We start from the raw sequence: 22,517 nt of genomic DNA on the forward strand, positions 1-22,517 counted from the left end.
CAGGTGGCCGCTCCCCCGGCGCCTGCCCCCGCGGCCGCGCCCGACCTGACCAAGCCCGAGAACAACGAGAACGGGGCCGCCCGATGAGTAGCCCGATGACAAACCAGCCCCCGCAGGCCGCCCCCGCCCCGATGCAGCAGGCACCCATGCAGCAGGCTCCGGCGCAGTGGCAGGGCGCGCCTGCCGCGACCTACACCTCGCCGATCCCGATCCGCTCCACGCACCTGGGCCACGCCCTCGCCTCCGAGTGGACCAAGATCCGCTCGGTGCGCTCCACGATGTGGACGCTGGGCGTGATGTTCCTGCTCGTCCTCGGTATCAGCACGATGACCGCCGTCGGTCTCTCCGGCTCCACCTACGCCGAGATCCCGCTGCTCTCGGGCGGGTTGTTCGGCCTGATGCTCGGCCAGATCTGCATCGTGACGCTCGGCGTCCTGGTGATCACGTCCGAGTACGGCACGGGCATGATCCGTACGACGATGACCGCCTGTCCCGCGCGCGGCCGGGTGCTCGCCGCGAAGGCGATCGTCTTCTTCTCGCTGTCGTTCACGATGACGCTGGTGGCCACCACGCTCACCGCGCTGATCCAGTCGGCGATGCTCGGCGGCAAGTCACCGGGCGAGTTCTCCACGCTGCCGAAGGACTCGATCGTCAACGGCGAGGTCGTCGCCACCACCAACGAGTGGCTCGACGCGACCGTGGGCGCCTCGCTGTACGTCGCGCTGCTCGGTCTGCTCGCCCTGGCCGTCGGCGCGGTCCTGCGGCACTCGGCAGGTGCGATCACCACGATGCTCGCGGTCATCCTGCTGCCGCTGCTGCTCGCCCTGTTCATGCAGATGGAGAGCCTGCGCGACCTCCAGGAGGCGCTGATCGAGTACTCGCCCCTGAACGGTCTGGCGACCCTCTACCAGCTGCCCTTCATGGGCGACGAGGGCTCGGGCAGCGGCTGGGGCCTGCTCGGCATCCTGGCCTGTGTGACCGTCGCGGCGCTCGCGGGCGCTTTCGCTCTCACCCACAAGCGTGACGTGTAACCCGCCGGTCAACAGCTGACCCGCCGGGGCAACTGCTCAGTATCTAGGCGCATTACGGGACCGCTGCACCTGCGAGGTGCGGCGGTCCCTCGCGTTCCAGCAGGCCTTGTGCCAGTGCCTGCGGTCGTCCACCCCGCCGTGCTGCGGCCAGGCCACCACATGCGGAACGCCGGACGGGATCTCCTGGTCGCAGCCCGGGCAGCGGTACGTCTTGCCGGCCGCACTCGCGCCCGCCACATGCCGTACGAGGTACTCCTCGCCCCGGTGGTGGTCCTGGTGCTCGAAGCCGCCGTACCGCGTCCCGTCGTCCTCGCCGCCGCCTCGGTCCGATCCGCCGGCACCTCTGCGAGGACGGGAACGGTTTTTGCGCGGGGACACCAGAACACCTCACCGGCTGACGTCGCAGGGACTGCGTGAATACGGACAGCGACCAAGCCTACGCGTCATCGGGCCGGGTACCCGTCCCGTACGAGGTATCGGGGCAGACCTACCACAAGGGCCCCGCCCGAGCGCACAACACAGCACATTCGGCCTGGTGCGCGGCGATCTCATACGACTGTGCTTATTGAAGAAAGTGGGCCAATCTTTATGCCAGGCCGTGCCTTTGGCACGTGTCAGGCGTTGTTGCCAGTAGGGGGAGTACCGCGTCGGCGCCAAGGAGGCAGGAGCAGCGATGCGTGTCGGAAGTTTTGTTCTTGCGGCCCAGTTCCCGGGCCAGGGCCAGGGGGAGGCCCTGCACCGTGCGGTGCGCAGTGCGGAGGTGGCCGAGGAGGCCGGGCTCGACTCGGTGTGGCTGGCCGAGCACCACTTCGTGCCGTACGGGGTCTGCCCGTCGGCCACGACCCTGGCGGCGCTGCTGCTCGGGCGCACCCGGCGGATCCGGGTGGGCACCGCGGTCAGCGTGCTGCCCACCCAGCACCCGGTGATGCTCGGCGAGCAGGCGGCGCTGCTGCACCTGACCAGCGGCGGCCGCTTCACGCTCGGTGTGGGGCGCGGTGGGCCCTGGGTGGACCTGGAGGTCTTCGGTGCGGGCATCGAGGCGTACGAGAAGGGCTTTCCGGAGTCGCTCGACGTGCTGCACCGGTGGCTGACCGAGCCGAAGGTCGGGGCCGCGGGTGAGCGCTATACGTTCCGTGAGGTCCCCGTCGTACCCCGGCCCGACGAGGCGCTGAGCGGGCCGTGCGGACCGGAGCTGATCCTGGCCTGCACCTCGCCGTCGAGCGTGCGGCTCGCCGCGGAGCGCGGTCTGTCGATGCTGCTCGGGATGCACATCGGGGACGAGGAGAAGGCCGAGATGGTCGGGCTCTATCGTTCCTGCGCCCTGGCGGCCGGCCGGACACCGGACGAGATCGCCGCGGCGCAGCATGTGTCGGCGGGCGTGGCCCAGGTCGCGGACCGCACGGTGGAGGCGGCCGAGACACTCCTGAAGGCCATGCCCGGCTGGCTGAAGCAGGGCCTGGACGCGCATGTCACCGTGGACGGGCGCGAACGCAGGATGCGCGACCCGCTGGCGTACACCCGACTCCTGTGCTCGATCCACCCGGTGGGCACCCCGAAGCTGTGCGCGGACCGGCTCGCGGCGACGGCCGAGCGCACCGGGATCACCCGGTTCGCCCTGCTCACGGAGGGCTCGGGAGATCTGGACTCGACCGAGGAGAATCTGCGGCGGCTCGGGGCGGATGTCCTGCCCCGGCTCGTGTGAAGGCCGTTGTTCGTGTGACGGCCGTTGCTCGTGTGACGGCCGATGGGGGCTGCCGCCCCGGATACACCTCCCGCGTACGAGGCGGCAGCAACAGGCCTCAGCAGTCCCGCAGTTCAGGTGACTGGTTCAGCAGCTGGCCACGGATCGAGGTGAAGCGGGCCAGCCTGTCGTCGGCTTCGGGACCGACGGGGAAAACAGCGACACGGTGGCAGTTCTGGAATGCCAGACGCACCCCGAAGTGGCGCTGCAGAGCACCACGTATCGCATCACTGGCCAGCGCGCGCAGCAGCTGACCTCGTGCCTGCTCGCTGGGCGGCGGGGTCTGGTTGTCGGCGAACTCTCCTCCGTCGACCTCCAGCTGTGCCACCAACGAGCTGATCATCTCCCATGCGTACGGCAGGGATGTCCGGACGCAGTCGATGAATTCCGCTTCATCGACCTCGCCTCGCTCGGCCTGTTCCAACAGAGCCGGTGAGACGTCGAGCGACATGGGTTCTCCTCTCGCACCCCCGGGGAGCGGGGGCTGACGGATAGGGCCGGAAACCGCCTACGCAGCGTGCACGCGTCGCGACCTCCTGCTTCCACGGTAGGCAACGCATCGGGCGCGCACCAGGAGAAGGCGGCCACAACCGGCCAATAATCAACGGAGGTTGAACAGGGGCAAGCCGGGAGATTCCCCGGCACCCGGTACGGACCGCCGCTCGGTTTCCGGGGCGAATCGCGCGAACCCTGCCGCGTCGAGTAGCGTTGCCGACCATGCGTCTCGTCATCGCCCGCTGCTCCGTGGACTACGCGGGCCGGCTCACCGCCCACCTCCCGTCGGCCCCCCGCCTGATCCTCGTGAAGGCGGACGGCAGTGTCTCCATCCACGCGGACGACCGCGCCTACAAGCCGCTGAATTGGATGTCCCCGCCGTGCACCCTCAAGGAGGACGACGGCGTCTGGACGGTCATCAACAAAGCAGGCGAGAAACTGATCATCACGATGGAGGAGATCTTGCACGACTCCTCCCATGAGCTCGGGGTGGACCCCGGTCTGATCAAGGACGGCGTCGAGGCTCATCTGCAGGAACTGCTCGCCGACCGGATCGAGACCCTCGGCGAGGGCTACAGCCTGATCCGCCGCGAATACCCCACGGCCATCGGCCCGGTCGACATCCTGTGCCGGGACGCGGACGGCATGACCGTCGCGGTCGAGATCAAGCGGCGCGGCGAGATCGACGGTGTCGAGCAGCTCACCCGCTATCTCGAACTGCTCAACCGGGACCCGCACTTGGCGCCTGTACGCGGTGTCTTCGCGGCCCAGGAGATCAAGCCGCAGGCCCGTGTGCTCGCCACGGACCGGAACATCGGCTGCACCGTGCTGGACTACAACGCACTGCGCGGCATCGAGGACGACAAGCTGCGGCTGTTCTAGAGCCGCCACTCCCCTCGTACGAAGAAGAACGCCCCGTCTCCCGGAGGGTTGTCCGGGAGACGGGGCGTTCCTGTCGTGTCAGGCGCTTCAGATGACGCCGCTCGTGCTGTCGGCCGGGCTGCTGGCGGGACCGCTCGCCGACTCGCTCTTGGACGGGCTGTTGGACACCGGGACGCTGGCCGTGTCCGAGGTGGCGGGCGGCGGCGGGTCCTCCGTGGTCGGCGGAGGCGTGGTCGGCGGCTCGGTGGTCGGGGGCTCCGAAGTCTCCGGCGGTTCGGAGGACGTCGGCGGCTTGGACGAGGTCGGCGGCTTCGTGGTCGGCTTGTCCGTCGGCTTCGTCGTCGGCTTGTCGCTGCCGCTCGGCTTGTCCGTCGGTTCGTCGCTCGACGCGGGCGGAGTCGGATCGTCCGACGTGCCCACGACGCCGTCCTCACCGGGATCGGCGGGCCGCTTCGTGGACGCGGCCTCGTCGTCCTTGTCCGGCTGGTCGGCGGGCAGCCCGTCGCCGTCGCCCTGCTCGCTGGCGGTCTGGTTGGGGCGCACCCGGTTCGAGGGGTCCTCGTCCGAGGTCGCCCCGAGCGTCACCACCGTGCCGAGCACGGCCGCGAGCAGCGCGCCCGCACCCGCCGCGACCAGATTGCGCCGGGTGCCGCTGAGCACCGCACGGCCCGCTCCGCTCTTCGGCCGCCGGGCACCCGGCACAGGCGCGGGCTGACGGCTGATCAGCGTCGGCGGCTCGGGGTCGGGTCCTGGCAGCGCGAACGCCGCCGGTACGCCGCCGGGCGGAGAAGCGGACTCCTCGTAACGGGCGTCCGGCACCTCTTCGCCGGCCGAGGTACGGCCACCGTGCAGTACGCCCCCGGAACGGTCGGCCACGAGGGCCAGCGCCCTGCGTCCCGCGACGGTGCCGCGCTTGTCGGCGAGCGCGCCGCGCAGGCCGATGGAGGCCTCGAGCTCGGCCCGGGCCCGGTCGAGTTGGCCGCCGAGGAGCGCGAGTATCCCCAACTCGTGGTGGAAGTACGCCTCTTCGGCCACCTCTCCGGCCAGGCGCGCAGCCTCCTGGCCGGCCCTGAGCGCCCGCTCCCACACGCCCCAGTCGAGCCCGGCGGCATAGGCCGGCGCCGCGGTGCGGGCGAGCAGGACGGCGGAACTGGTGTGGCCCGGGTCCGTCGAGCTCAGCAGGATCGCGAGGGCCGCGAGCGCGGCCTCCGCCTCGGCTGCGGCCCGTTCGGGCGTGACCGAGGGGTGCCCGGCCCACCAGGAGTAGTGCTGGGCCGCGGTGTGCGCGAGCTCCGCGCGCTCCTCGGCGGTGTCGGCGTATCCGGCCGCGGTCAGCTGGGCCTGGACGCCCGCGGCGAGCCGCCAGCGCGAGGCGACGGGCGTGACGAGCGCGACGGCGGCGAGCTCACCGAGCGCGGCGTCCGCGTGGGTGTCGCCGACGAGGGCGGGCAGATGGGCCTGGTGCGGCACCTCGCCGCCGAGTGAGACGGCGAACTTCAGGGTGGTACGGGCCGCTTCGCTGAGCCGCGAGGCGAGCAGCCTGGCGGGTGCGGCGCCCTCGGCAAGGGTCGGCAGCGGTACGTCGTGGCCGTCCTCGGCGTCGAAGGGCGCGTCGACGGGAGCGTCGGCGAAGTACCCGTACTCGTCGAAGGCCGCCGGGTCGGCGCGCAGCAGGTCGCGCTGGCGGAGCAGGGCACCGGCCTGCACGAAGCGCAGCGGCAGGCCCTCGGACTCGAACCAGAGGTCACCGGCCCAGCCGGCCTCGTCGTCGGTGAGCGCGCGGCCCACCGCGCGCTCCAGGAGTTCGAGTCCCGAGCTGCGGCTGAGCCCGCCGAGGAAGACCTCCTCGATGTGCGAGTCGCCGGACGGCGCGGCCACCTCGGGCGTCGCGGCAAGGAGGAAGGCGCACTCGGGAGTGGCCTCGAGGAACTCGTCGAGCGCGCTGCCGCCGAACTCCAGGTCGTCGACGACGACCACGGCGCCGATGTCACGTATGAGATCGAGGACTTGGGCGCGGTCGGGGCGGTACAGCGGTGACTTGTAGACGGCCGCGTACAGGTCGAAGAGCAGGTCGGCGGAGCCGCGCTTGTGCCCGTTCAGACGTACGACGCCGTCGGGTGCGAGGTCCAGGCAGTCCTCGGCGACGGTGTCGAGCAGCGCGGTGCGGCCGGAGCCGGACGGCCCCGTGAGACGGACGGAGCGGCCGCGGGCGAGCAGCCGCACGAGTCGCTCGCGCTCGTCCTGGCGCTCGAGCAGGACGCGGCGAGGCTGTTCGGGTCCCGGCGGCACCGGCGGCTTGGCCGCGCGGGTCAGCTCGGTGCGCTCGGCGAGCGTGAACTTGACCGGCCGCGGCGGAAGTTCGAGCGGCGGGCAGGGTTCGATCTCGCTGCCGTCCACGGGATTCACCGTGAGCAGGAAGTCGCCCGAGACCAGCTGCACGGTGCGCGCGGGCACAGGGCTGCCGAAGTCGGGTGTGATGGCGTCACGAGGCGGGCGCTGTGGCGCGCCACCGCCTGCTGCGTCGGATCGGTCCTCGTCGTGACCGAAGTCTTGCGGTCCCCGGTTCATCGGGTCCATGGTCAAAGCCCCCCAAAAGCGGATGTGCCTTGGCTTCCCCGGCCTTTCGCACACCACACTGTCGCTTCTGGTCCGGTGCTCTCTTGTTGAGTGAGCGACCGAACCTTAGACCTTCGCTCAGTATCTCCGAACCGCCGGGGTGCCGCGCCGTCCGGGACGTCACAGTCTCGTGAGGATTGCGTACCTGTCGACCGGTGTGCCGGACCCCTAAGGGAGGTGCCACAGCCCAGGTTTCCCCCCGGCATGGCTACAGCGGATGCGCCCCGATGCCGCCCTCGATCGCGAGGATCCGGTGCAGCCGCGTGGCCACCAGGAGGCGCTGCATCTGCGGCGGCACATTGCGCAGGACGAGCCGTCGGCCGCAGCGGCCGGCCTGGCGGTGCGCGCCCATGATCACGCCGAGCCCGGTGGCATCGAGCGCGTCGAGGCTCGCGAGGTCGAGGACGAGATCGCCCGCCCCTTCGTCCAGGGCGGAGTGCAGCACGGTCCGGGCGTCCGCCGCGCTGCGGACGTCGAGGCTGCCCCCGACGGCCAGCTCGGCGTGGTCGCCCCTGATGTACATATGCGCTCCCCGGAGTTGGTCCTCGACCGTCTGGTTTCGAAGTGGACTCTCAACCCAACTGACTGGCTTACGGACGCAGAAGTTGCCGTCCGTAAGCGAACCGATACCCAATTCACTCGTGCGAGGGACACCGGCGCGGAATCCGGCAGAGGATCTCCGCGCCGGCCGGTGTCAGTTCACGTTCAGTGCTTGTAGAAGCCCTGACCGCTCTTGCGGCCGATGTCCCCGGCGTCGACCATCCGGCGCATCAGCTCCGGCGGCGCGAACTTCTCGTCCTGGGACTCGGTGTAGATGTTGCTGGTCGCGTGCAGCAGGATGTCGACGCCCGTGAGGTCCGCGGTGGCCAGCGGTCCCATGGCGTGTCCGAAGCCCAACTTGCAGGCGATGTCGATGTCTTCGGCGCTCGCGACACCCGACTCGTACAGCTTGGCGGCCTCGACGACGAGCGCCGAGATCAGCCGGGTGGTGACGAAGCCGGCGACATCGCGGTTGACGACGATGCAGGTCTTGCCGACCGACTCGGCGAACTCCCGCGTGGTGGCGAGGGTTTCGTCGCTGGTCTTGTAGCCGCGCACCAGTTCGCAGAGCTGCATCATCGGCACGGGCGAGAAGAAGTGGGCGCCCACGACCCGCTCGGGGCGCTCGGTGACGGCCGCGATCTTCGTGATCGGGATCGCGGAGGTGTTGGAGGCGAGCACCGCGTCGTCCCGCACGATCTTGTCGAGCGCCCGGAAGATCTCGTGCTTGACCTCGAGCTTCTCGAAGACGGCCTCGACGACGATGTCCGCGTCGGCGGCGCCTTCCAGCTCCGTGGTCGTGGTGATCCGGGCGAGCGCGGCCTCCGCGTCCTCGGCGGAGAGCCTGCCCTTGCTCACGAACTTCTCGTACGACTTCTTGATGCCGTCCGTGCCGCGGGTCAGGGCTTCGTCGGTGATGTCGCGCAGGACCACGTCCCAGCCCGCCTGGGCCGAGACCTGTGCGATTCCGGAACCCATGAGTCCGGCTCCGATGACGGCGAGCTTCCTGGCCACTGCGCGTTCTCCTGTCCCGCCGTACGCACGACGCTGTGCGTACCACGCTGTCCTTACGAACCGTTTACCGAGCTACCCGCCGGACACTAGCGGCCGTGAGACCGCGATGGGGTGCTACGAGATGCGCGTCACGCCCGATACGACGCACATCACACCGGGCCGGCCCATCAAGCGGTACGCACCGCGTAGTTGAGGACCTTTTCACCCAGGATTTCCTCGAGTTCGTCGAGCAGGCGCAGGGCCTCCCGGGAGACCTTCGCGGGGTCGTGGCCGGCGCACATCTCGCGCCCGATGAAGCCCATCACGGTCCCCTGGAGCCAGGCGAGCTGCCCGCCGACGAGCATCGGCAGCGGATCGTCGGGCGCGGCCCCGGTCTCCTCCCGCAGCGTGCCTTCGATGTCCTCGAGGGCCTCCTGCTGGATCCGCCACAGACGGGAGCGCAGGGCGGGGGCGTTCTCGATGACGCCCATGAAGGACGCGTACCCCTCCATCAGCCCGACGCGCGGCGAGACCGCCTCGACCTCGGCGCGGAACTCGCGCAGCACGGCACGGGCCGCGGACTCGCCCTTGTCGCGGGCGCGCACGAAGCGCGAGAGGCGGTCGACGACGCCCTTGGAACGGTCGAGGAAGAGGTCCTCCTTGGCGGGGAAGTAGTTGTAGACGGTGTTGACCGAGACGTCCGCGGCCTCGGCGATCTCGGCGATGGGCACGGCGTCGAAGCCGCGCTCCAGGAAGAGTCCGGTCGCGATGTCGGAGATCCGCTGCCGCGTCTCGCGCTTCTTGCGCTCCCGCAGCCCTTCGGGCTTCGCCTGCTCCTTGGCCATGACCTCATCGTAAGCCTTTCTGGTCTCCCTGAAATTTTGGGGAGGTTGCAAAATTTAAGTGACCCTGTTTTTCTGTACGGCATGGCAATCATCAGTACGGCCGGCCTGGCCCGGACCTTCCAGACCAAGCGGGGTCCGGTGGAAGCGGTCCGCGGGATCGACCTGACCGTCAAGGCGGGCGAGATCCTCGGCTTCCTCGGCCCGAACGGCGCGGGCAAGACCACGACCCTGCGGATGCTCACGACGCTGCTCGCCCCGACCGGCGGCGCGGCCACGGTCGCGGGCTGCGATCTCGTACGGGATCCAGCGGGCGTACGGGAGAAGTGCGGATACGTGGCGCAGTCCGGCGGCGTCGATCCGAACATCTCCGTACGCGAGGAGTTGGTCACCCAGGGCCGGCTCTACCGGCTGTCCAAGGCGGAAGCGGCCGCGCGCACCGAGGAGTTGGCCGCCGAGCTGGGCCTGCGCGAGCTGCTCGACCGCAAGTGCGCGGCGCTCTCCGGCGGCCAGCGCCGCCGCCTCGACATCGCGATGGCGCTCACGCACCGGCCCGCGGTGCTCTTCCTCGACGAGCCCACGACCGGACTCGATCCGGCCGGGCGCGCCGATCTGTGGGACCTGGTGCGGGGGTTGCGCGACCGGCACGGCACCACGGTCTTCCTGACCACGCACTACCTGGACGAGGCCGATGCGCTCGCGGACCGCCTCGTCATCGTCGACCACGGCACCGTCGTCGCCGAGGGCACTCCCGCCGCGCTCAAGGAGCGGTACGCGGGGTCGGCCGGGGCGAGCCTGCAGGACACGTTCCTCGCGATCACGGGACGGGGTCCGGCTCCGGTCGACGCGACCCCGGTCGCCGTATAACCACCCGCTCTCCCCCAGCCGAGGACTCCCCATGCTGCTCCACGACACCGCGATCATCTTCGGGCGCTACGCCCGCCAGACCCTCTCCTCCAAGTTCCAGATCCTCTTCGGTCTGCTGATGCCGCTGCTCTATCTGTTCTTCTTCGGCCCGCTCCTGACCGGTCTGCCCCTCGGCTCCGAGGGCAGCTCGTGGCAGGTCCTGGTGCCCGGGCTGCTGCTTCAACTCGGCCTGTTCGGCGCCTCGTTCTGCGGCTTCGGGATCATCGTCGAGAAGACGTACGGCGTGGTGGACCGGATGCGCGTCACTCCTGTCAGCCGGCTCGCGCTGCTGCTCGGCCGGGTGCTGCGCGACGCGCTGCTCTTCGCGTTCCAGTCGGTGCTGCTCGTACTCGCCGCCCTGGCGATGGGACTGCGCGCGCCCCTGGCCGGCCTCCTCATCGGCTTCGCCTTCGTCGGCCTGCTCTCGATGTCGCTCGCGTCGCTGTCGTACGCGCTGGGCATGAAGGCGAACACCCCGACCGAGTTCGGCCCGGTGATCAACGCGCTCACCATGCCCGCGATGCTCCTGTCAGGACTGATGCTGCCGATGGCGCTCGCGCCCGGCTGGCTCGACGTCCTCTCGCACTTCGTGCCGCTGCGCTATCTCGTGGACGCGGTCAGGGCGGCGTACGTGGGTGACTTCGCGAGCACGCAACTGCTGTACGGAACGATCGCGGCCCTCGCGCTGTCCGCAGTCTCCGTGACGATCGGCACACGGCTGTTCGCCAGGGCCGGAGCCTGAACGGCTGGGCGTAGTCTCGGCTCATGGTCAATCTGACGCGCATCTACACCCGTACCGGCGACAAGGGCAGCACGGCCCTCGGCGACATGAGCCGGACGCAGAAGACCGATCTGCGGATCTCGGCCTACGCCGACGCCAACGAGGCCAACGCCGTACTCGGCACCGCGCTCGCGCTCGGCGGCCTGGACGACGAGGTCAAGAAGGTACTCGTCCGGGTGCAGAACGACCTGTTCGACGTGGGCGCCGATCTGGCGACGCCCGTCGTGGAGAACCCGGAGTTCCCGCCGCTGCGCGTCGAGCAGTTCTACATCGACCGGCTCGAGGCGGACTGCGACCACTTCAACGAGCAGTTGGAGAAGCTCCGTTCGTTCATCCTGCCCGGCGGTACGCCCGGCGCCGCGCTCCTGCACCAGGCCTGCACGGTGGTACGGCGGGCCGAGCGCTCCACGTGGGCGGCCCTGGAGGTGCACGGCGAGACCATGAACCCGCTCACCGCCACCTACCTCAACCGCCTCTCCGACCTCCTGTTCATCCTGGCCCGTACGGCCAACAAGGAACTCGGCGACGTGCTGTGGGTGCCGGGTGGTGAGCGGGACTAGTCCCTGCGTCGTGCCCTACGCGGTGGCGTAGTCGCCGAGCGAGGGTTCGAGCAGATCGAAGGCGACCGCGGCCTCCGCGGTGACCACTTCGGCGATACGGGAGTTGTCCTCGCCGGCCAGGGTCAGCTCCTGGATCCGCTGGAACAAGGTGCGGTGGACCGCACCGAACAGGGCCGCGGCGGCGCGCGGCGTGATGTCCCCCTCCCCCGCGGCCGTGGCCTTGGCCAGCGCCTCGGCAAGCGCCGCCTCACGCAGGTCGTGGAGATCGCGCAGCCTCGCCGTCAGGGTCGGGCTGTCGGCGATCATCCGCGAGAAGGCCGGCCCCGCGAATCCCGCGACGGGGCTCGCCTCGGCGGCCGCCGCCACGAATGCTCCGCGCAGGGCGACCAGCGCCGATTCACCGGGCTCCCGTCCGGTCACGATGGCGGCCAGCGAGGCGACGAAGGCGTCCTGATGGTCCAGGGCCAAGTCTTCTTTACGCGCGAAGTAGTTGGTCACCGTCTTCTTGGCGACCCGTGCGACCTCGGCGATCTCGGCGATGGTCGTCCGCTCGAAGCCCTGCTCGATGAAGAGGCGGGTGGCGTGGTCCGAGATGAGCTGCCGGGTCTCTTGCTTCTTCGATTCCCGCAGGCCGACGTGGGCGGCGGGTGCTGAGCTGTCAGTAGCCATGGAGCAATCTTACACTCGTAGCAATTTTATGTTGACACCCTGGCGCACCCCTGTATAAATTTACTCCCGTCGTAAGTTTTCCACGGCAGAACGAAGAACCGACGCCCGCTCGCCCCGAACCCGAGGAGAACCACCGTGCAGATCACCGCAACCACCGTCTCGCTCACCGTCGACGACGTCGCCGCCTCGCAGCGGTTCTTCACCGAGCACCTCGGGTACAGCGAGCAGGCCGCCGCCGAAGGGTTCGCCTCGCTGACCCGGCCGGACGCCGCGGCCGACATCGTGCTGCTCGCCCGGGGCATCGAGATACTGCCGCCCGAACAGCGCGACCAGCGCGCCTCCGGTCTGATCCTGGCGTTCACGCTCACCGGGATCGAGGGCGAGGAGAAGCGGCTGCGCGACGCCGGCGTGCAGATCACCATGCCGCTGCGCGAAGAGCCGTGGGGCGAGCGCCTGTTCCAGGTGACCGACCCCAACGGTGTCATCGTGCAGTTCGTCGAATGGGTGGCCCCGGCCATCCAGGTCGGCGACTGGGTGACCTCGGCGGCCGAATGACCACCGGGACCACCCCGTCGCACCCCGCCCGCGGCGGTCACTGCTTGGTGAGCTCACGCTCCCGGCCGGTGGCCGCCGCGGTCCCGTTCGCGGGCGCCTTCTTCGGGAACAGGGTGTAGGCGGCGGCGATGACCACGTTGATGCCGATCACGAAGACCATCTTGGCCTGCCACTGCTCCAGCGACGAGGTGTCGCCGTCCGACCCGACGTACCAGATCGCACCCTGGAGCAGCGCCATCGCGATCACCGCGGCCAGCACCCAGCGGGCGGCGAGCTTCCACTCGTGCACCGCACGGGCCATGCCGTACTTGGGCGTGACCGGCGCCGGTCCGCCCGCGAAGCGGTGGGCGACACGGACGTCCACCCACTTGATCGTGTAGTGGCCGAGCGCGATCGAGTAGCCGATGTAGACGGCCGCGAGACCGTGCTTCCAGTCCGGCTCGGCGCCGTTCCTCAGATCGATCGCCGTGACCACGAAGAGCACCACTTCGAGCAGCGGCTCACAGAGCAGTACGGCGACACTGGCGCGCGGCATCTTCGCCCAGTAGCGCAGGGCGAGACCTGCGGCGAGCAGCACCCAGAAGCCGACCTCGCAGATGATGATGAGCGTGACGATCACGGGACTCTCCTCTCGGCTGCTTCAAGCCTCCCGTGCGCATCGGCCCGCATCATCGTCGGCGGTGACGAACCGCGAGTACATCGAAGGATGCAGTGCGGCTTCGGCCCGTATACGGAGGTCCGGGCGCCGGGGGCCATGTTGGATGGGCACATGAACCGAGCACACCCGCATCTGCACGACGTGCTGATCGCGGTGATCAGCCTTGCCTTCGGGGTGTTGTTCTGGGCCTTCGGGCTCTACATGAACCTCTCGGGCCACTGGGTTCTGCACGGCAGCTGGGTGCTGCTCCCCCTGACCGCGATGGCGGCCCTGGAGGTCTTCCGGCGGACCCATCCGCGTACGGTGCTCCTGCTCGGCGTGCTGGTGTTCGCGGCGGACCAGTGCACACAGGGCAATCTCGCCACGACGTCCATGTTCGCGGATCTGATCTACGCCGCCGTCCTGTACGGGGACGACGGGACCGCCCGCCGCATCCCGGTGATCACCGGTGTGCTCACGGCGGTGTCGACGCTGGCCTTCGTGCTGCTCCTTCGCGAGCCCGAGGCGCTGCTGCTCGGCGCGCTGGTCGCCCTGGTCACCCTCACCCCTGCCATCACCGGCTCCGCCGTACGCAACCACCGCAAAGCCGCCGAAGCCGCCGAGCTGCGGGCCGAACAGACCGCCCTGCTCGCCGAGATGGACCGCACCCAGGCCGTCACCGCCGAACGCGCCCGGATGGCCCGCGAGCTGCACGACATGGTCGCCAACCACCTCTCCGCGATCGCCATCCACTCCACGGCCGCGCTCTCCCTCGACGACCCGAAGACCACCCGCGACGCACTCGCCGTGATCCGCGAGAACAGCGTCGAAGGTCTCGCCGAGATGCGCCGGCTCATCGGCATCCTGCGCGACGACAGCGGCGACCTCGAACCGGCCGCCGCGCCCACCCTGGACGGCGTCGGCGCCCTGATCGAGCAGGCCCGCACCAACGGCCTCGACCTTGCCCTCGAGGACACCCGCCCGCCCGGCTCCACCCTGCCCGCACCGGTGGAGCTGGCCGCGTACCGCATCGTGCAGGAGTCCCTGACCAATGCGCTCAAGCACGCCGCGCAGGGTGACGTACGCATCCGGCTCGCCCAGGCGGACGGCCTGTTGACCGTCGAGATCACCAGCCCCATCGGCCCCACCGAAGGCCCGCGCGCCCCCGGCTCGGGCGCCGGGCTGGTGGGGATGCGGGAGCGGGCCGCACTGCTCAAGGGCTCCTTCACGGCAGGTCCGGCGCCCGAGGCGTACGGCAAGATCTGGCGCGTACGGGCCGAACTCCCCGTAACAGAAGGAGAATCCGCATGACCGAGCCGGCCCCCGAAGGCGCACTCCCGATCCGCGTCCTGGTCGCCGAGGACCAGTCCGCCGTACGCGCCGGGCTTGTCCTGATCCTGCGCAGCGCCCCCGACATAGAGGTGGCCGGTGAGGCCGCGGACGGCGAGCAGGCGGTCGCGCTCGCCCGTGAACTGCGCCCGGACCTGGTCCTGATGGACATCCAGATGCCCCGTCTCGACGGCGTCTCGGCCACCCGCCAGGTGGTCTCCGAAGGCCTCGCCGACGTGCTCGTGCTCACCACCTTCGACCTCGACGAGTACGTCTTCGGCGCACTGCGCGCGGGCGCCTCGGGTTTCCTCCTGAAGAACACGGAGGCCAAGGACCTCCTCGCGGCGGTCCGTACGGTCGCGCGCGGCGAGGGTCTTATCGCGCCCGCGGTGACCCGCCGGCTGATCGCGGAGTTCGCCGCCAAGCCCGTACGGGGCACGGGCACCGCGCACGATCCGGCGATCCTCGACGCGCTGACCCGGCGCGAGCGCGAGGTGCTCTCCTGCCTCGGCCAGGGCCTGTCCAACGCCGAGATCGCGGAACGTCTGGACATGGCCGAGGCCACCGTGAAGACCCATGTGAGCCGGCTGCTCGGAAAGCTGGAGCTGCGCAGCAGGGTCCAAGCCGCGGTTCTGGCCCAGGAGTTGGGCGTCTGATCCGAGGCCGAACGCACTTCGGAAACTTCCTACCGAAATCGGCTGGAACTCAACTCCGCAGTGGTCCAGACCTATTGACGTAAGGTCCAGACCTTTCTACGCTCACCTCACTTCGCGGTGAGCACATGCCCCCTCGTGCTCAGGGCAGCGCAGGTCCCACCCCCCTTTCCGGACCTCACGTCAGGAGGCGCGATGCGCTTCAGACCCACCCCCCGGGTACGCCACAGACTGATCGCAGGGCTCACGACCCTGATCCTCCCCTTCGCCGCACTCGTCGGCCTCTCCACCCCCGCCGCGGCCGCCGAAGCCACCGCGACCTACACCAAGTCCCAGGACTGGGGCACCGGCTTCGAAGGCAAGTGGACCGTCAAGAACACCGGTACCGCGTCCATATCCTCATGGACCGTCGAATGGGACTTCCCGTCCGGCACCTCGGTGACCTCCGGCTGGGACGCGGACTTCACCAGCTCGGGCACCCACTGGACCGCCAAGAACAAGTCGTGGAACGGGACGCTCGCCCCCGGCGCCTCGGTCACCTTCGGGTTCAACGGCTCGGGCGCCGGCTCCCCCTCCAACTGCAAGCTCAACGGCGCCAGTTGTGACGGCGGACCCACCGTCCCCGGTGACAACCCGCCGAGCGCGCCCGGCACCCCCACCGCCTCCGACATCACCGACACCTCGGTGAAGCTGAGCTGGAGCGCGGCCACCGACGACAAGGGCGTCAAGAACTACGACGTGCTGCGCGACGGTTCCGTCGTCGCCACCGTGACGGGCACGAGCTACACCAACACCGGCCTGAGCGCCGGCACCGACTACTCGTACTCGGTCAAGGCCCGTGACACCGCCGACCAGACCGGACCGGTCAGCGGCGCCCGCGCGGTGCGCACCACCGGCGGGGGCGGCGAGCCCGAGCCCGGCGACAAGGTGAAGCTGGGCTACTTCGTGGAGTGGGGCGTCTACGGACGCAACTACCACGTCAAGAACCTGGTGAGCTCCGGCTCGGCGGCGAAGATCACGCACATCAACTACGCCTTCGCCAACGTCAAGAACGGCCAGTGCACGATGGACGACTCGTTCGCGGCCATCGACAAGGCGTACACGGCCGACCAGTCCGTGGACGGCGTCGCCGACACTTGGGACCAGCCGCTGCGCGGCAACTTCAACCAGCTGCGCAAGCTGAAGGCCAAGTACCCGCACATCAAGATCCTGTACTCGGTCGGCGGCTGGACCTACTCCGGCGGCTTCGGCCAGGCCGCGCAGAACCCGGCCGCGTTCGCCGAGTCCTGCTACAAGCTGGTCGAGGACCCGCGCTGGGCCGATGTCTTCGACGGCATCGACATCGACTGGGAGTACCCCAACGCCTGTGGTCTGACCTGTGACACCAGCGGACCCGCGGCCTTCAAGAACGTCATGTCCGCGCTGCGCACCAAGTTCGGCGCGAACAACCTGGTCACCGCTGCGATCACGGCCGACGCCACCTCGGGCGGCAAGATCGACGCCGCCGACTACGGCGGCGCAGCGCAGTACTCGGACTGGTACAACGTGATGACGTACGACTTCTTCGGCGCCTGGGCCAAGACAGGGCCGACGGCTCCGCACTCCCCGCTCACGCCGTACACCGGGATCCCGCAGGACGGCTTCACGTCCTCGCAGGCCATCGCCAAGCTGAAGGCCAAGGGCGTACCGGCCTCGAAGCTGCTGCTCGGCATCGGCTTCTACGGCCGGGGCTGGACGGGCGTCACGCAGGCTGCACCCGGCGGCACCGCGACCGGTCCCGCCGCGGGTACGTACGAGGCCGGGATCGAGGACTACAAGATCCTCAAGGGCAAGTGCCCGGCGAACGGCACGGTGGCCGGCACGGCGTACGCGCACTGCGGCAGCGACTGGTGGTCGTACGACACTCCCGCGACCGTCGGCTCCAAGATGACCTGGGCCAAGAACCAGGGCCTCGGCGGCGCCTTCTTCTGGGAGTTCAGCGGAGACACCGCGAACGGCGAACTGGCCACCGCGATCCACAACGGTCTCGGCTAGCCCGCCCGCGGTCCGCTGACACCCGGACCGCACACAAACGAAGCCGGAGCAACGGGTCTGCCCCCTGTTGCTCCGGCTTCACTGTTCAGCGAACGCCCCTACGCCACGTTCACCCGCTGGCCGGGCGGCGCCGCCTCAAGCCAGGCGAGGAACCCGGTCAGCGCGTCCTCCGACATGGCGAGCTCCAGACGCGTACCGCGAAGCTTGCAGCCCAGCACGATCGCATCCGACAGCAGCGCGACCTCCTCGTCCCCGTCCGGGGAGCGACGGTCGACGACCTCGATGGCGGAGCGTTCGAGGACACGGCGAGGCCTCGGCGCGTACGAGAAGACGCGGAACCACTCGATCCGGTCACCGCTGTAGCGGGCGACCCCGTAGCTCCAGCCCTTGCCGGACGTGTCCCCGGCCTCCGGGGCGTCCCAGCGCAGGGAGCAGTCGAAGGTGCCGCCGGAGCGCTGGATCAGGCGTCGGCGCAAGCCGAACACGAACAACCCGACCAGGACCACGGCGACCACCAGGCCGCAGACAAGCAGAGCGAGGACCATGAGCACCGACCTCCTCGACTCGTCACGTTACGCAACCGACTTTGTCCCGCATTCACCTCAGCCGCGGCCGGTACTGGCGAAAACCAGTCCCGGCCGCGGCTGAGTCACGTACTCTCCGGCGTCGCCTCCGTCAGCCCGTGGCGACGGCGCGCAGACGAACGTCCGCGCGACGCTCGGCACCGGCGTCGGCATCCGACTTGGCGCGCTCAAGAGCGCGCTCCGCACGCTGGACATCGATCTCGTCCGCCAGCTCGACGATCTCGGCAAGCAGCGAAAGCTTGTTGTCCGCGAACGAGATGAATCCGCCGTGCACCGCGGCAACGACAGTCTCACCCGCACTCGTACGAATGGTCACCGGGCCCGATTCCAGCACACCGAGCAGCGGCTGGTGACCGGGCATGACGCCGATGTCGCCGGACGTGGTGCGCGCCACGACCAGGGTGGCCTCGCCGGACCAGACCTGGCGGTCGGCGGCGACCAGCTCGACGTGCAGCTCAGCAGCCAAGATGGCTCCTCGGGTCACCACCCGGCGGCTTCGCCGGGTGTTGGGTCAAATTCTAGTGGGCGTATCGCAGGGGGCGGGACGCACCCGCCCCCTGCCGAAGTCACATGGCTCACTCACGTGAGCCGGTGCTTCAGGAGACGCCCAGCTCCTTGGCGGCCTTCTTGAGGTCCTCGAGGCCACCGCACATGAAGAACGCCTGCTCCGGGAAGTGGTCGTACTCACCGTCGATGATCGCGTTGAAGGCTGCGATCGACTCGTCCAGCGGGACGTCCGACCCGTCGACGCCGGTGAACTGCTTGGCGACGTGGGTGTTCTGGGACAGGAAGCGCTCCACGCGACGGGCGCGCTGCACGACCAGCTTGTCCTCTTCGCCGAGCTCGTCGATACCGAGAATGGCGATGATGTCCTGGAGGTCCTTGTACTTCTGCAGGATCCCCTTGACGCGCATCGCGGCGTTGTAGTGGTCCGCCGCGATGTACCGCGGGTCGAGGATGCGGGACGTCGAGTCCAGCGGGTCCACGGCCGGGTAGATGCCCTTCTCGGAGATCGGACGGGAGAGAACCGTCGTCGCGTCGAGGTGGGCGAAGGTGGTGGCCGGAGCCGGGTCGGTCAGGTCGTCCGCGGGGACGTAGATCGCCTGCATCGAGGTGATCGAGTGACCACGGGTCGAGGTGATGCGCTCCTGGAGGAGACCCATCTCGTCGGCCAGGTTCGGCTGGTAGCCCACCGCGGAGGGCATACGGCCGAGCAGGGTCGAGACCTCGGAACCGGCCTGCGTGAAGCGGAAGATGTTGTCGATGAAGAACAGCACGTCCTGCTTCTGCACATCGCGGAAGTACTCCGCCATGGTCAGACCGGCAAGGGCCACGCGAAGACGGGTGCCCGGCGGCTCATCCATCTGACCGAACACAAGCGCGGTCTTGTCGATGACGCCGGACTCCGACATCTCCTCGATGAGGTCGTTGCCCTCACGGGTGCGCTCACCGACACCGGCGAACACGGAGACACCGTCGTGGTTGTTGGCGACGCGGTAGATCATCTCCTGGATGAGCACCGTCTTGCCGACGCCGGCACCGCCGAACAGGCCGATCTTTCCACCCTTGACGTACGGGGTGAGAAGGTCGATGACCTTGACGCCGGTCTCGAACATCTCGGTCTTCGACTCGAGCTCGTCGAAGTTCGGGGCCTTGCGGTGGATGCCCCAGCGCTCGCCCTCGTACTTCTCTTCGCTGTTCAGGACCTCGCCGAGGGTGTTGAACACCTTGCCCTTGGTGAAGTCGCCGACCGGCACCGTGATGGAGGCGCCGGTGTCGGTCACCGCGGCCTGGCGGACCAGACCGTCGGTGGGCTGCATCGAGATCGTGCGGACCACGCCGTCACCCAGGTGCTGGGCGACCTCGAGGGTCAGCGTCTTCTTCTCGCCGTCCTTGGCCGGGTCGGCGACCTCGACGTGCAGGGCGTTGTAGATGTCGGGCATCGCGTCGACGGGGAACTCCACGTCGACGACCGGGCCGATGACCCGGGCGACGCGGCCCGTAGCCGTGGCCGTCTCAGTTGTCGTCGTCATTACTTGTCACTCCCCGCGTTCGCGTCGGCCAGAGCGGCAGAGCCACCGACGATCTCGCTGATTTCCTGGGTGATTTCGGCCTGGCGGGCCGCGTTGGCAAGCCGGGAAAGGTTGTTGATCAGATCCCCGGCGTTGTCGGTGGCCGACTTCATCGCGCGGCGCGTGGCGGCGTGCTTGGAAGCAGCCGACTGGAGCAGCGCGTTGTAGATACGGCTCTCGACGTAGCGCGGCAGCAGGGCGTCGAGGACGTCCTCCGCCGACGGCTCGAAGTCGTAGAGGGGGCGGATCTCGTCCTTGGTGCCCGCCTCCTTCGCGACCTCTTCGAGGCTGAGCGGAAGCAGTCGGGCCTCGACCGCGTTCTGCGTCATCATCGAGACGAACTCGGTGTAGACGAGGTGGAGTTCATCCACACCGCCTTCCGCCGTCTCCTTCTCGATGGCCTCGATGAGCGGACCCGCGACCAGCTTGGCGTCGCCGTAGGCGGGCTCGTCCGTGAAGCCCGTCCACGACTCGACGACCTTGCGCTCACGGAAGTTGTAGTGCGCGAGACCACGGCGGCCGACGATGAACGAGTCGACCTCCTTGCCCTCGGCCCGCAACTTCTCGGTGAGCTGCTCCGCGGCCTTGATGGCGTTGGAGTTGAAGGCGCCGGCCAGGCCGCGGTCGCTCGTCAGGAGCAGAACAGCGGCCCGGGTCGGGTTCTCCGCCTCGGTGGTCAGCGGGTGCTTGTCGCTCGCACCCGTGGCCACCGCGGTGACCGCGCGGGTCAGCTCGGTCGCGTACGGCGTGGAGGCCGCCACCTTGCGCTGCGCCTTGACGACGCGCGAGGCGGCGATCATCTCCATCGCCTTGGTGATCTTCTTCGTCGCGGTGACGGACCGGATGCGACGCTTGTAGACCCGGAGCTGGGCTCCCATGAGTCAGGTCCCTTCCGTCGTCACTTGGAGACGTTGACGGCAGCCGGAGCGTCCTCGCCGATCAGCTTGCCGTCCGAGGTCTCGAACTGCTTCTTGAACTCGGTGATGGCGTCCGCGATGGCCGTGAGAGTGTCGTCGGACATCTTGCCGCCCTCCTTGATGGAGGTCATGAGGCCCTGCTCCTTGCGGTGCAGGTACTCCAGGAGCTCCTTCTCGAAGCGGCGGATGTCCTCGACCGGCACGTCGTCCATCTTGCCGGTGGTGCCGGCCCAGACGGAGACGACCTGGTCCTCGGTGGCCATCGGCTGGTACTGAGCCTGCTTGAGCAGCTCGACCATCCGCTGACCGCGGTCCAGCTGCGACTTCGACGCGGCGTCCAGGTCGGAACCGAAGGCGGCGAACGCCTCGAGCTCACGGAACTGGGCGAGGTCCACGCGGAGGCGGCCGGAAACCTGCTTCATCGCCTTGTGCTGCGCGGAACCACCGACTCGGGAGACGGAGATACCGACGTTCAGCGCGGGGCGCTGACCGGCGTTGAAGAGGTCCGACTCCAGGAAGCACTGGCCGTCGGTGATGGAGATGACGTTGGTCGGGATGAACGCCGAGACGTCGTTGGCCTTCGTCTCGACGATCGGCAGACCGGTCATCGAGCCCTTGCCCATCTCGTCCGAGAGCTTCGCGCAGCGCTCGAGCAGACGGGAGTGCAGGTAGAAGACGTCACCCGGGTAGGCCTCACGCCCCGGCGGGCGACGGAGCAGCAGGGACACGGCGCGGTAGGCGTCGGCCTGCTTCGAGAGGTCGTCGAAGATGATGAGGACGTGCTTGCCCTCGTACATCCAGTGCTGGCCGATGGCCGAACCGGTGTAGGGCGCCAGGTACTTGAAGCCCGCCGGGTCGGACGCCGGGGCGGCGACGATGGTCGTGTACTCCAGCGCGCCGGCCTCTTCGAGCGCACCACGCACGGAGGCGATGGTGGAGCCCTTCTGACCGATGGCGACGTAGATGCAGCGGACCTGCTTGTTCACGTCGCCCGAGCGCCAGTTGTCGCGCTGGTTGATGATCGTGTCGACGGCCAGGGCGGTCTTGCCGGTCTGACGGTCACCGATGATCAGCTGACGCTGGCCACGGCCGATCGGGGTCATCGCGTCGACGGCCTTGTAGCCGGTCTCCATCGGCTCGTGCACCGACTTACGGGCCATGACGCCCGGTGCCTGCAGCTCGAGGGCGCGGCGGCCGGTGGACTCGATCTCGCCGAGGCCGTCGATCGGGGTGCCGAGCGGGTCGACGACGCGACCCAGGTAACCGTCACCGACTGCGACGGAGAGCACCTCACCGGTGCGCTGCACCGGCTGGCCCTCCTCGATGCCGCTGAACTCGCCGAGCACGATGGCACCGATCTCACGCTCTTCGAGGTTGAGCGCAAGACCGAGGGTGCCGTCCTCGAACTTCAGCAGTTCGTTGGCCATGGCCGAGGGAAGGCCCTCGACCTTCGCGATGCCGTCGCCGGCAAGGCTGACCGTACCGACCTCCTCGCGCGAGGCCGCGTCCGGCTTGTACGCCTGGACAAAGTTCTCCAGCGCGTCCCGGATCTCCTCCGGCCGGATCGTGAGCTCCGCCATCTGGGTTCCCTGCTCTCCTTGTTGGGCCCGAAGTTTCACTTGGGGGGTGTTCCTGATCGGACTCCCCCCACAAAGAGGTGAATCCTCTGCACGGCCCAAC

General features: G+C 69.1%; 23 protein-coding genes. 10 read left to right on the top strand and 13 right to left on the bottom strand.

The window, feature by feature from the left end; translation table 11 throughout:
• Positions 1-95: 95 nt before the first annotated feature.
• Positions 96-1,031 carry an ABC transporter permease gene (locus G6045_RS12285; protein WP_165331932.1) on the top strand — a complete coding sequence of 312 codons (936 nt, stop codon included), beginning with the start codon at positions 96-98 and terminating at the stop codon, positions 1,029-1,031.
• Between the two features lie 36 nt (positions 1,032-1,067).
• Here G6045_RS12285 and G6045_RS41420 read toward each other — a convergent pair whose 3' ends face one another.
• Positions 1,068-1,409: an ATP/GTP-binding protein gene (locus G6045_RS41420; protein ID WP_165331933.1), complete on the bottom strand. Its 342-nt coding sequence runs from the start codon at positions 1,407-1,409 to the stop codon at positions 1,068-1,070.
• Between the two features lie 295 nt (positions 1,410-1,704).
• Between G6045_RS41420 and G6045_RS12295 the strand changes: the two genes are divergently transcribed.
• Positions 1,705-2,733, top strand: a complete 1,029-nt coding sequence (locus G6045_RS12295) for an LLM class flavin-dependent oxidoreductase (protein ID WP_165331934.1) — start codon at positions 1,705-1,707, stop codon at positions 2,731-2,733.
• Between the two features lie 97 nt (positions 2,734-2,830).
• Here G6045_RS12295 and G6045_RS12300 read toward each other — a convergent pair whose 3' ends face one another.
• Positions 2,831-3,223 carry an SCO5389 family protein gene (locus G6045_RS12300; protein WP_165331935.1) on the bottom strand — a complete coding sequence of 131 codons (393 nt, stop codon included), beginning with the start codon at positions 3,221-3,223 and terminating at the stop codon, positions 2,831-2,833.
• Between the two features lie 266 nt (positions 3,224-3,489).
• Here G6045_RS12300 and nucS point away from each other — a divergent pair, with 266 nt between their 5' ends.
• A complete protein-coding gene (gene nucS / locus G6045_RS12305) occupies positions 3,490-4,149 on the top strand; it encodes an endonuclease NucS (RefSeq protein WP_206343643.1) in 660 nt (219 codons plus the stop codon).
• Positions 4,150-4,236: 87 nt separating this feature from the next.
• Here nucS and G6045_RS12310 read toward each other — a convergent pair whose 3' ends face one another.
• The 4 genes from G6045_RS12310 to G6045_RS12325 all read right to left on the bottom strand — a co-directional run bounded on the left by G6045_RS12310 (position 4,237) and on the right by G6045_RS12325 (position 9,143).
• On the bottom strand, positions 4,237-6,726 hold the full coding sequence (locus tag G6045_RS12310; protein WP_165331937.1) for an ATP-binding protein: 2,490 nt from the start codon (positions 6,724-6,726) through the stop codon (positions 4,237-4,239).
• Positions 6,727-6,973: 247 nt separating this feature from the next.
• Complete coding sequence (locus tag G6045_RS12315) at positions 6,974-7,288, bottom strand: STAS domain-containing protein (RefSeq protein WP_165331938.1); 315 nt, start codon at positions 7,286-7,288, stop codon at positions 6,974-6,976.
• Positions 7,289-7,470: 182 nt separating this feature from the next.
• The gene (locus tag G6045_RS12320) at positions 7,471-8,319 is read right to left on the bottom strand and encodes a 3-hydroxyacyl-CoA dehydrogenase family protein (protein WP_165331939.1); all 849 of its coding nucleotides are present in this window, start codon (positions 8,317-8,319) and stop codon (positions 7,471-7,473) included.
• A gap of 167 nt (positions 8,320-8,486) precedes the next feature.
• Complete coding sequence (locus G6045_RS12325) at positions 8,487-9,143, bottom strand: TetR/AcrR family transcriptional regulator (protein WP_165331940.1); 657 nt, start codon at positions 9,141-9,143, stop codon at positions 8,487-8,489.
• 81 nt (positions 9,144-9,224) lie between these two features.
• On the opposite strand from G6045_RS12325, the gene G6045_RS12330 reads away from it, so the two are divergent.
• Genes G6045_RS12330 through G6045_RS12340 form a run of 3 tightly spaced genes read left to right on the top strand, consistent with a single transcriptional unit; the run spans position 9,225 to position 11,387 of the window.
• Positions 9,225-10,007: an ABC transporter ATP-binding protein gene (locus tag G6045_RS12330; protein WP_165331941.1), complete on the top strand. Its 783-nt coding sequence runs from the start codon at positions 9,225-9,227 to the stop codon at positions 10,005-10,007.
• 31 nt (positions 10,008-10,038) lie between these two features.
• Positions 10,039-10,788 carry an ABC transporter permease gene (locus G6045_RS12335; protein ID WP_165331942.1) on the top strand — a complete coding sequence of 250 codons (750 nt, stop codon included), beginning with the start codon at positions 10,039-10,041 and terminating at the stop codon, positions 10,786-10,788.
• A gap of 23 nt (positions 10,789-10,811) precedes the next feature.
• Positions 10,812-11,387 carry a cob(I)yrinic acid a,c-diamide adenosyltransferase gene (locus G6045_RS12340; protein WP_165331943.1) on the top strand — a complete coding sequence of 192 codons (576 nt, stop codon included), beginning with the start codon at positions 10,812-10,814 and terminating at the stop codon, positions 11,385-11,387.
• 15 nt (positions 11,388-11,402) lie between these two features.
• Here G6045_RS12340 and G6045_RS12345 read toward each other — a convergent pair whose 3' ends face one another.
• Positions 11,403-12,056: a TetR/AcrR family transcriptional regulator gene (locus G6045_RS12345; protein WP_165331944.1), complete on the bottom strand. Its 654-nt coding sequence runs from the start codon at positions 12,054-12,056 to the stop codon at positions 11,403-11,405.
• Between the two features lie 135 nt (positions 12,057-12,191).
• Here G6045_RS12345 and G6045_RS12350 point away from each other — a divergent pair, with 135 nt between their 5' ends.
• Positions 12,192-12,611, top strand: coding sequence for a VOC family protein (locus G6045_RS12350; protein ID WP_165331945.1), 420 nt, complete (start codon positions 12,192-12,194; stop codon positions 12,609-12,611).
• 37 nt (positions 12,612-12,648) lie between these two features.
• Here the strand turns inward: G6045_RS12350 and G6045_RS12355 are convergent, their stop codons facing one another.
• Positions 12,649-13,230 carry a hypothetical protein gene (locus tag G6045_RS12355; protein ID WP_165331946.1) on the bottom strand — a complete coding sequence of 194 codons (582 nt, stop codon included), beginning with the start codon at positions 13,228-13,230 and terminating at the stop codon, positions 12,649-12,651.
• A 150-nt stretch (positions 13,231-13,380) separates the two neighbouring features.
• Between G6045_RS12355 and G6045_RS12360 the strand changes: the two genes are divergently transcribed.
• The 3 genes from G6045_RS12360 to G6045_RS12370 all read left to right on the top strand — a co-directional run bounded on the left by G6045_RS12360 (position 13,381) and on the right by G6045_RS12370 (position 17,264).
• On the top strand, positions 13,381-14,559 hold the full coding sequence (locus G6045_RS12360) for a sensor histidine kinase (protein WP_235967838.1): 1,179 nt from the start codon (positions 13,381-13,383) through the stop codon (positions 14,557-14,559).
• Complete coding sequence (locus tag G6045_RS12365; protein ID WP_165331948.1) at positions 14,556-15,233, top strand: response regulator; 678 nt, start codon at positions 14,556-14,558, stop codon at positions 15,231-15,233. Before G6045_RS12360 ends, G6045_RS12365 begins: the two co-directional genes overlap by 4 nt.
• A 192-nt stretch (positions 15,234-15,425) precedes the next feature.
• Entirely contained in the window at positions 15,426-17,264 is a 1,839-nt protein-coding gene (locus G6045_RS12370) for a glycoside hydrolase family 18 chitinase (protein ID WP_165331949.1), read from the top strand.
• A gap of 98 nt (positions 17,265-17,362) precedes the next feature.
• Here G6045_RS12370 and G6045_RS12375 read toward each other — a convergent pair whose 3' ends face one another.
• From G6045_RS12375 to atpA, 5 genes are all read right to left on the bottom strand, one after another.
• Positions 17,363-17,809, bottom strand: a complete 447-nt coding sequence (locus tag G6045_RS12375) for a DUF2550 domain-containing protein (protein WP_165331950.1) — start codon at positions 17,807-17,809, stop codon at positions 17,363-17,365.
• Positions 17,810-17,939: 130 nt separating this feature from the next.
• A complete protein-coding gene (locus G6045_RS12380; RefSeq protein WP_165331951.1) occupies positions 17,940-18,314 on the bottom strand; it encodes a F0F1 ATP synthase subunit epsilon in 375 nt (124 codons plus the stop codon).
• Between the two features lie 130 nt (positions 18,315-18,444).
• Complete coding sequence (gene atpD, locus G6045_RS12385) at positions 18,445-19,881, bottom strand: F0F1 ATP synthase subunit beta (RefSeq protein WP_165331952.1); 1,437 nt, start codon at positions 19,879-19,881, stop codon at positions 18,445-18,447.
• A complete protein-coding gene (locus G6045_RS12390; protein ID WP_165331953.1) occupies positions 19,881-20,798 on the bottom strand; it encodes a F0F1 ATP synthase subunit gamma in 918 nt (305 codons plus the stop codon). Before G6045_RS12390 ends, atpD begins: the two co-directional genes overlap by 1 nt.
• Before the next feature lie 20 nt (positions 20,799-20,818).
• A complete protein-coding gene (gene atpA / locus G6045_RS12395; protein ID WP_165331954.1) occupies positions 20,819-22,417 on the bottom strand; it encodes a F0F1 ATP synthase subunit alpha in 1,599 nt (532 codons plus the stop codon).
• Between the last annotated feature and the right edge of the window lie 100 nt (positions 22,418-22,517).

Origin of the sequence: Streptomyces mesophilus (genome assembly GCF_011044995.1) — a bacterium.
Lineage (GTDB): Bacteria > Actinomycetota > Actinomycetes > Streptomycetales > Streptomycetaceae > Streptomyces > Streptomyces mesophilus.

Excerpts from the sequence above, each read along its gene's own strand:
- G6045_RS12285 (WP_165331932.1), top strand. The coding sequence starts at position 96 with ATGACAAACCAGCCCCCGCAGGCCGCCCCCGCCCCGATGCAGCAGGCA.
- G6045_RS12310 (WP_165331937.1), bottom strand. The coding sequence starts at position 6,726 with ATGGACCCGATGAACCGGGGACCGCAAGACTTCGGTCACGACGAGGAC.
- G6045_RS12300 (WP_165331935.1), bottom strand. The coding sequence starts at position 3,223 with ATGTCGCTCGACGTCTCACCGGCTCTGTTGGAACAGGCCGAGCGAGGC.
- G6045_RS12390 (WP_165331953.1), bottom strand. The coding sequence starts at position 20,798 with ATGGGAGCCCAGCTCCGGGTCTACAAGCGTCGCATCCGGTCCGTCACC.
- G6045_RS12345 (WP_165331944.1), bottom strand. The coding sequence starts at position 12,056 with ATGGCTACTGACAGCTCAGCACCCGCCGCCCACGTCGGCCTGCGGGAA.
- atpD (WP_165331952.1), bottom strand. The coding sequence starts at position 19,881 with ATGACGACGACAACTGAGACGGCCACGGCTACGGGCCGCGTCGCCCGG.
- G6045_RS12365 (WP_165331948.1), top strand. The coding sequence starts at position 14,556 with ATGACCGAGCCGGCCCCCGAAGGCGCACTCCCGATCCGCGTCCTGGTC.
- G6045_RS12375 (WP_165331950.1), bottom strand. The coding sequence starts at position 17,809 with ATGGTCCTCGCTCTGCTTGTCTGCGGCCTGGTGGTCGCCGTGGTCCTG.
- G6045_RS12330 (WP_165331941.1), top strand. The coding sequence starts at position 9,225 with ATGGCAATCATCAGTACGGCCGGCCTGGCCCGGACCTTCCAGACCAAG.
- G6045_RS12335 (WP_165331942.1), top strand. The coding sequence starts at position 10,039 with ATGCTGCTCCACGACACCGCGATCATCTTCGGGCGCTACGCCCGCCAG.
- G6045_RS12315 (WP_165331938.1), bottom strand. The coding sequence starts at position 7,288 with ATGTACATCAGGGGCGACCACGCCGAGCTGGCCGTCGGGGGCAGCCTC.
- atpA (WP_165331954.1), bottom strand. The coding sequence starts at position 22,417 with ATGGCGGAGCTCACGATCCGGCCGGAGGAGATCCGGGACGCGCTGGAG.
- G6045_RS12340 (WP_165331943.1), top strand. The coding sequence starts at position 10,812 with ATGGTCAATCTGACGCGCATCTACACCCGTACCGGCGACAAGGGCAGC.
- G6045_RS12295 (WP_165331934.1), top strand. The coding sequence starts at position 1,705 with ATGCGTGTCGGAAGTTTTGTTCTTGCGGCCCAGTTCCCGGGCCAGGGC.
- G6045_RS12360 (WP_235967838.1), top strand. The coding sequence starts at position 13,381 with ATGAACCGAGCACACCCGCATCTGCACGACGTGCTGATCGCGGTGATC.
- nucS (WP_206343643.1), top strand. The coding sequence starts at position 3,490 with ATGCGTCTCGTCATCGCCCGCTGCTCCGTGGACTACGCGGGCCGGCTC.
- G6045_RS12370 (WP_165331949.1), top strand. The coding sequence starts at position 15,426 with ATGCGCTTCAGACCCACCCCCCGGGTACGCCACAGACTGATCGCAGGG.
- G6045_RS12325 (WP_165331940.1), bottom strand. The coding sequence starts at position 9,143 with ATGGCCAAGGAGCAGGCGAAGCCCGAAGGGCTGCGGGAGCGCAAGAAG.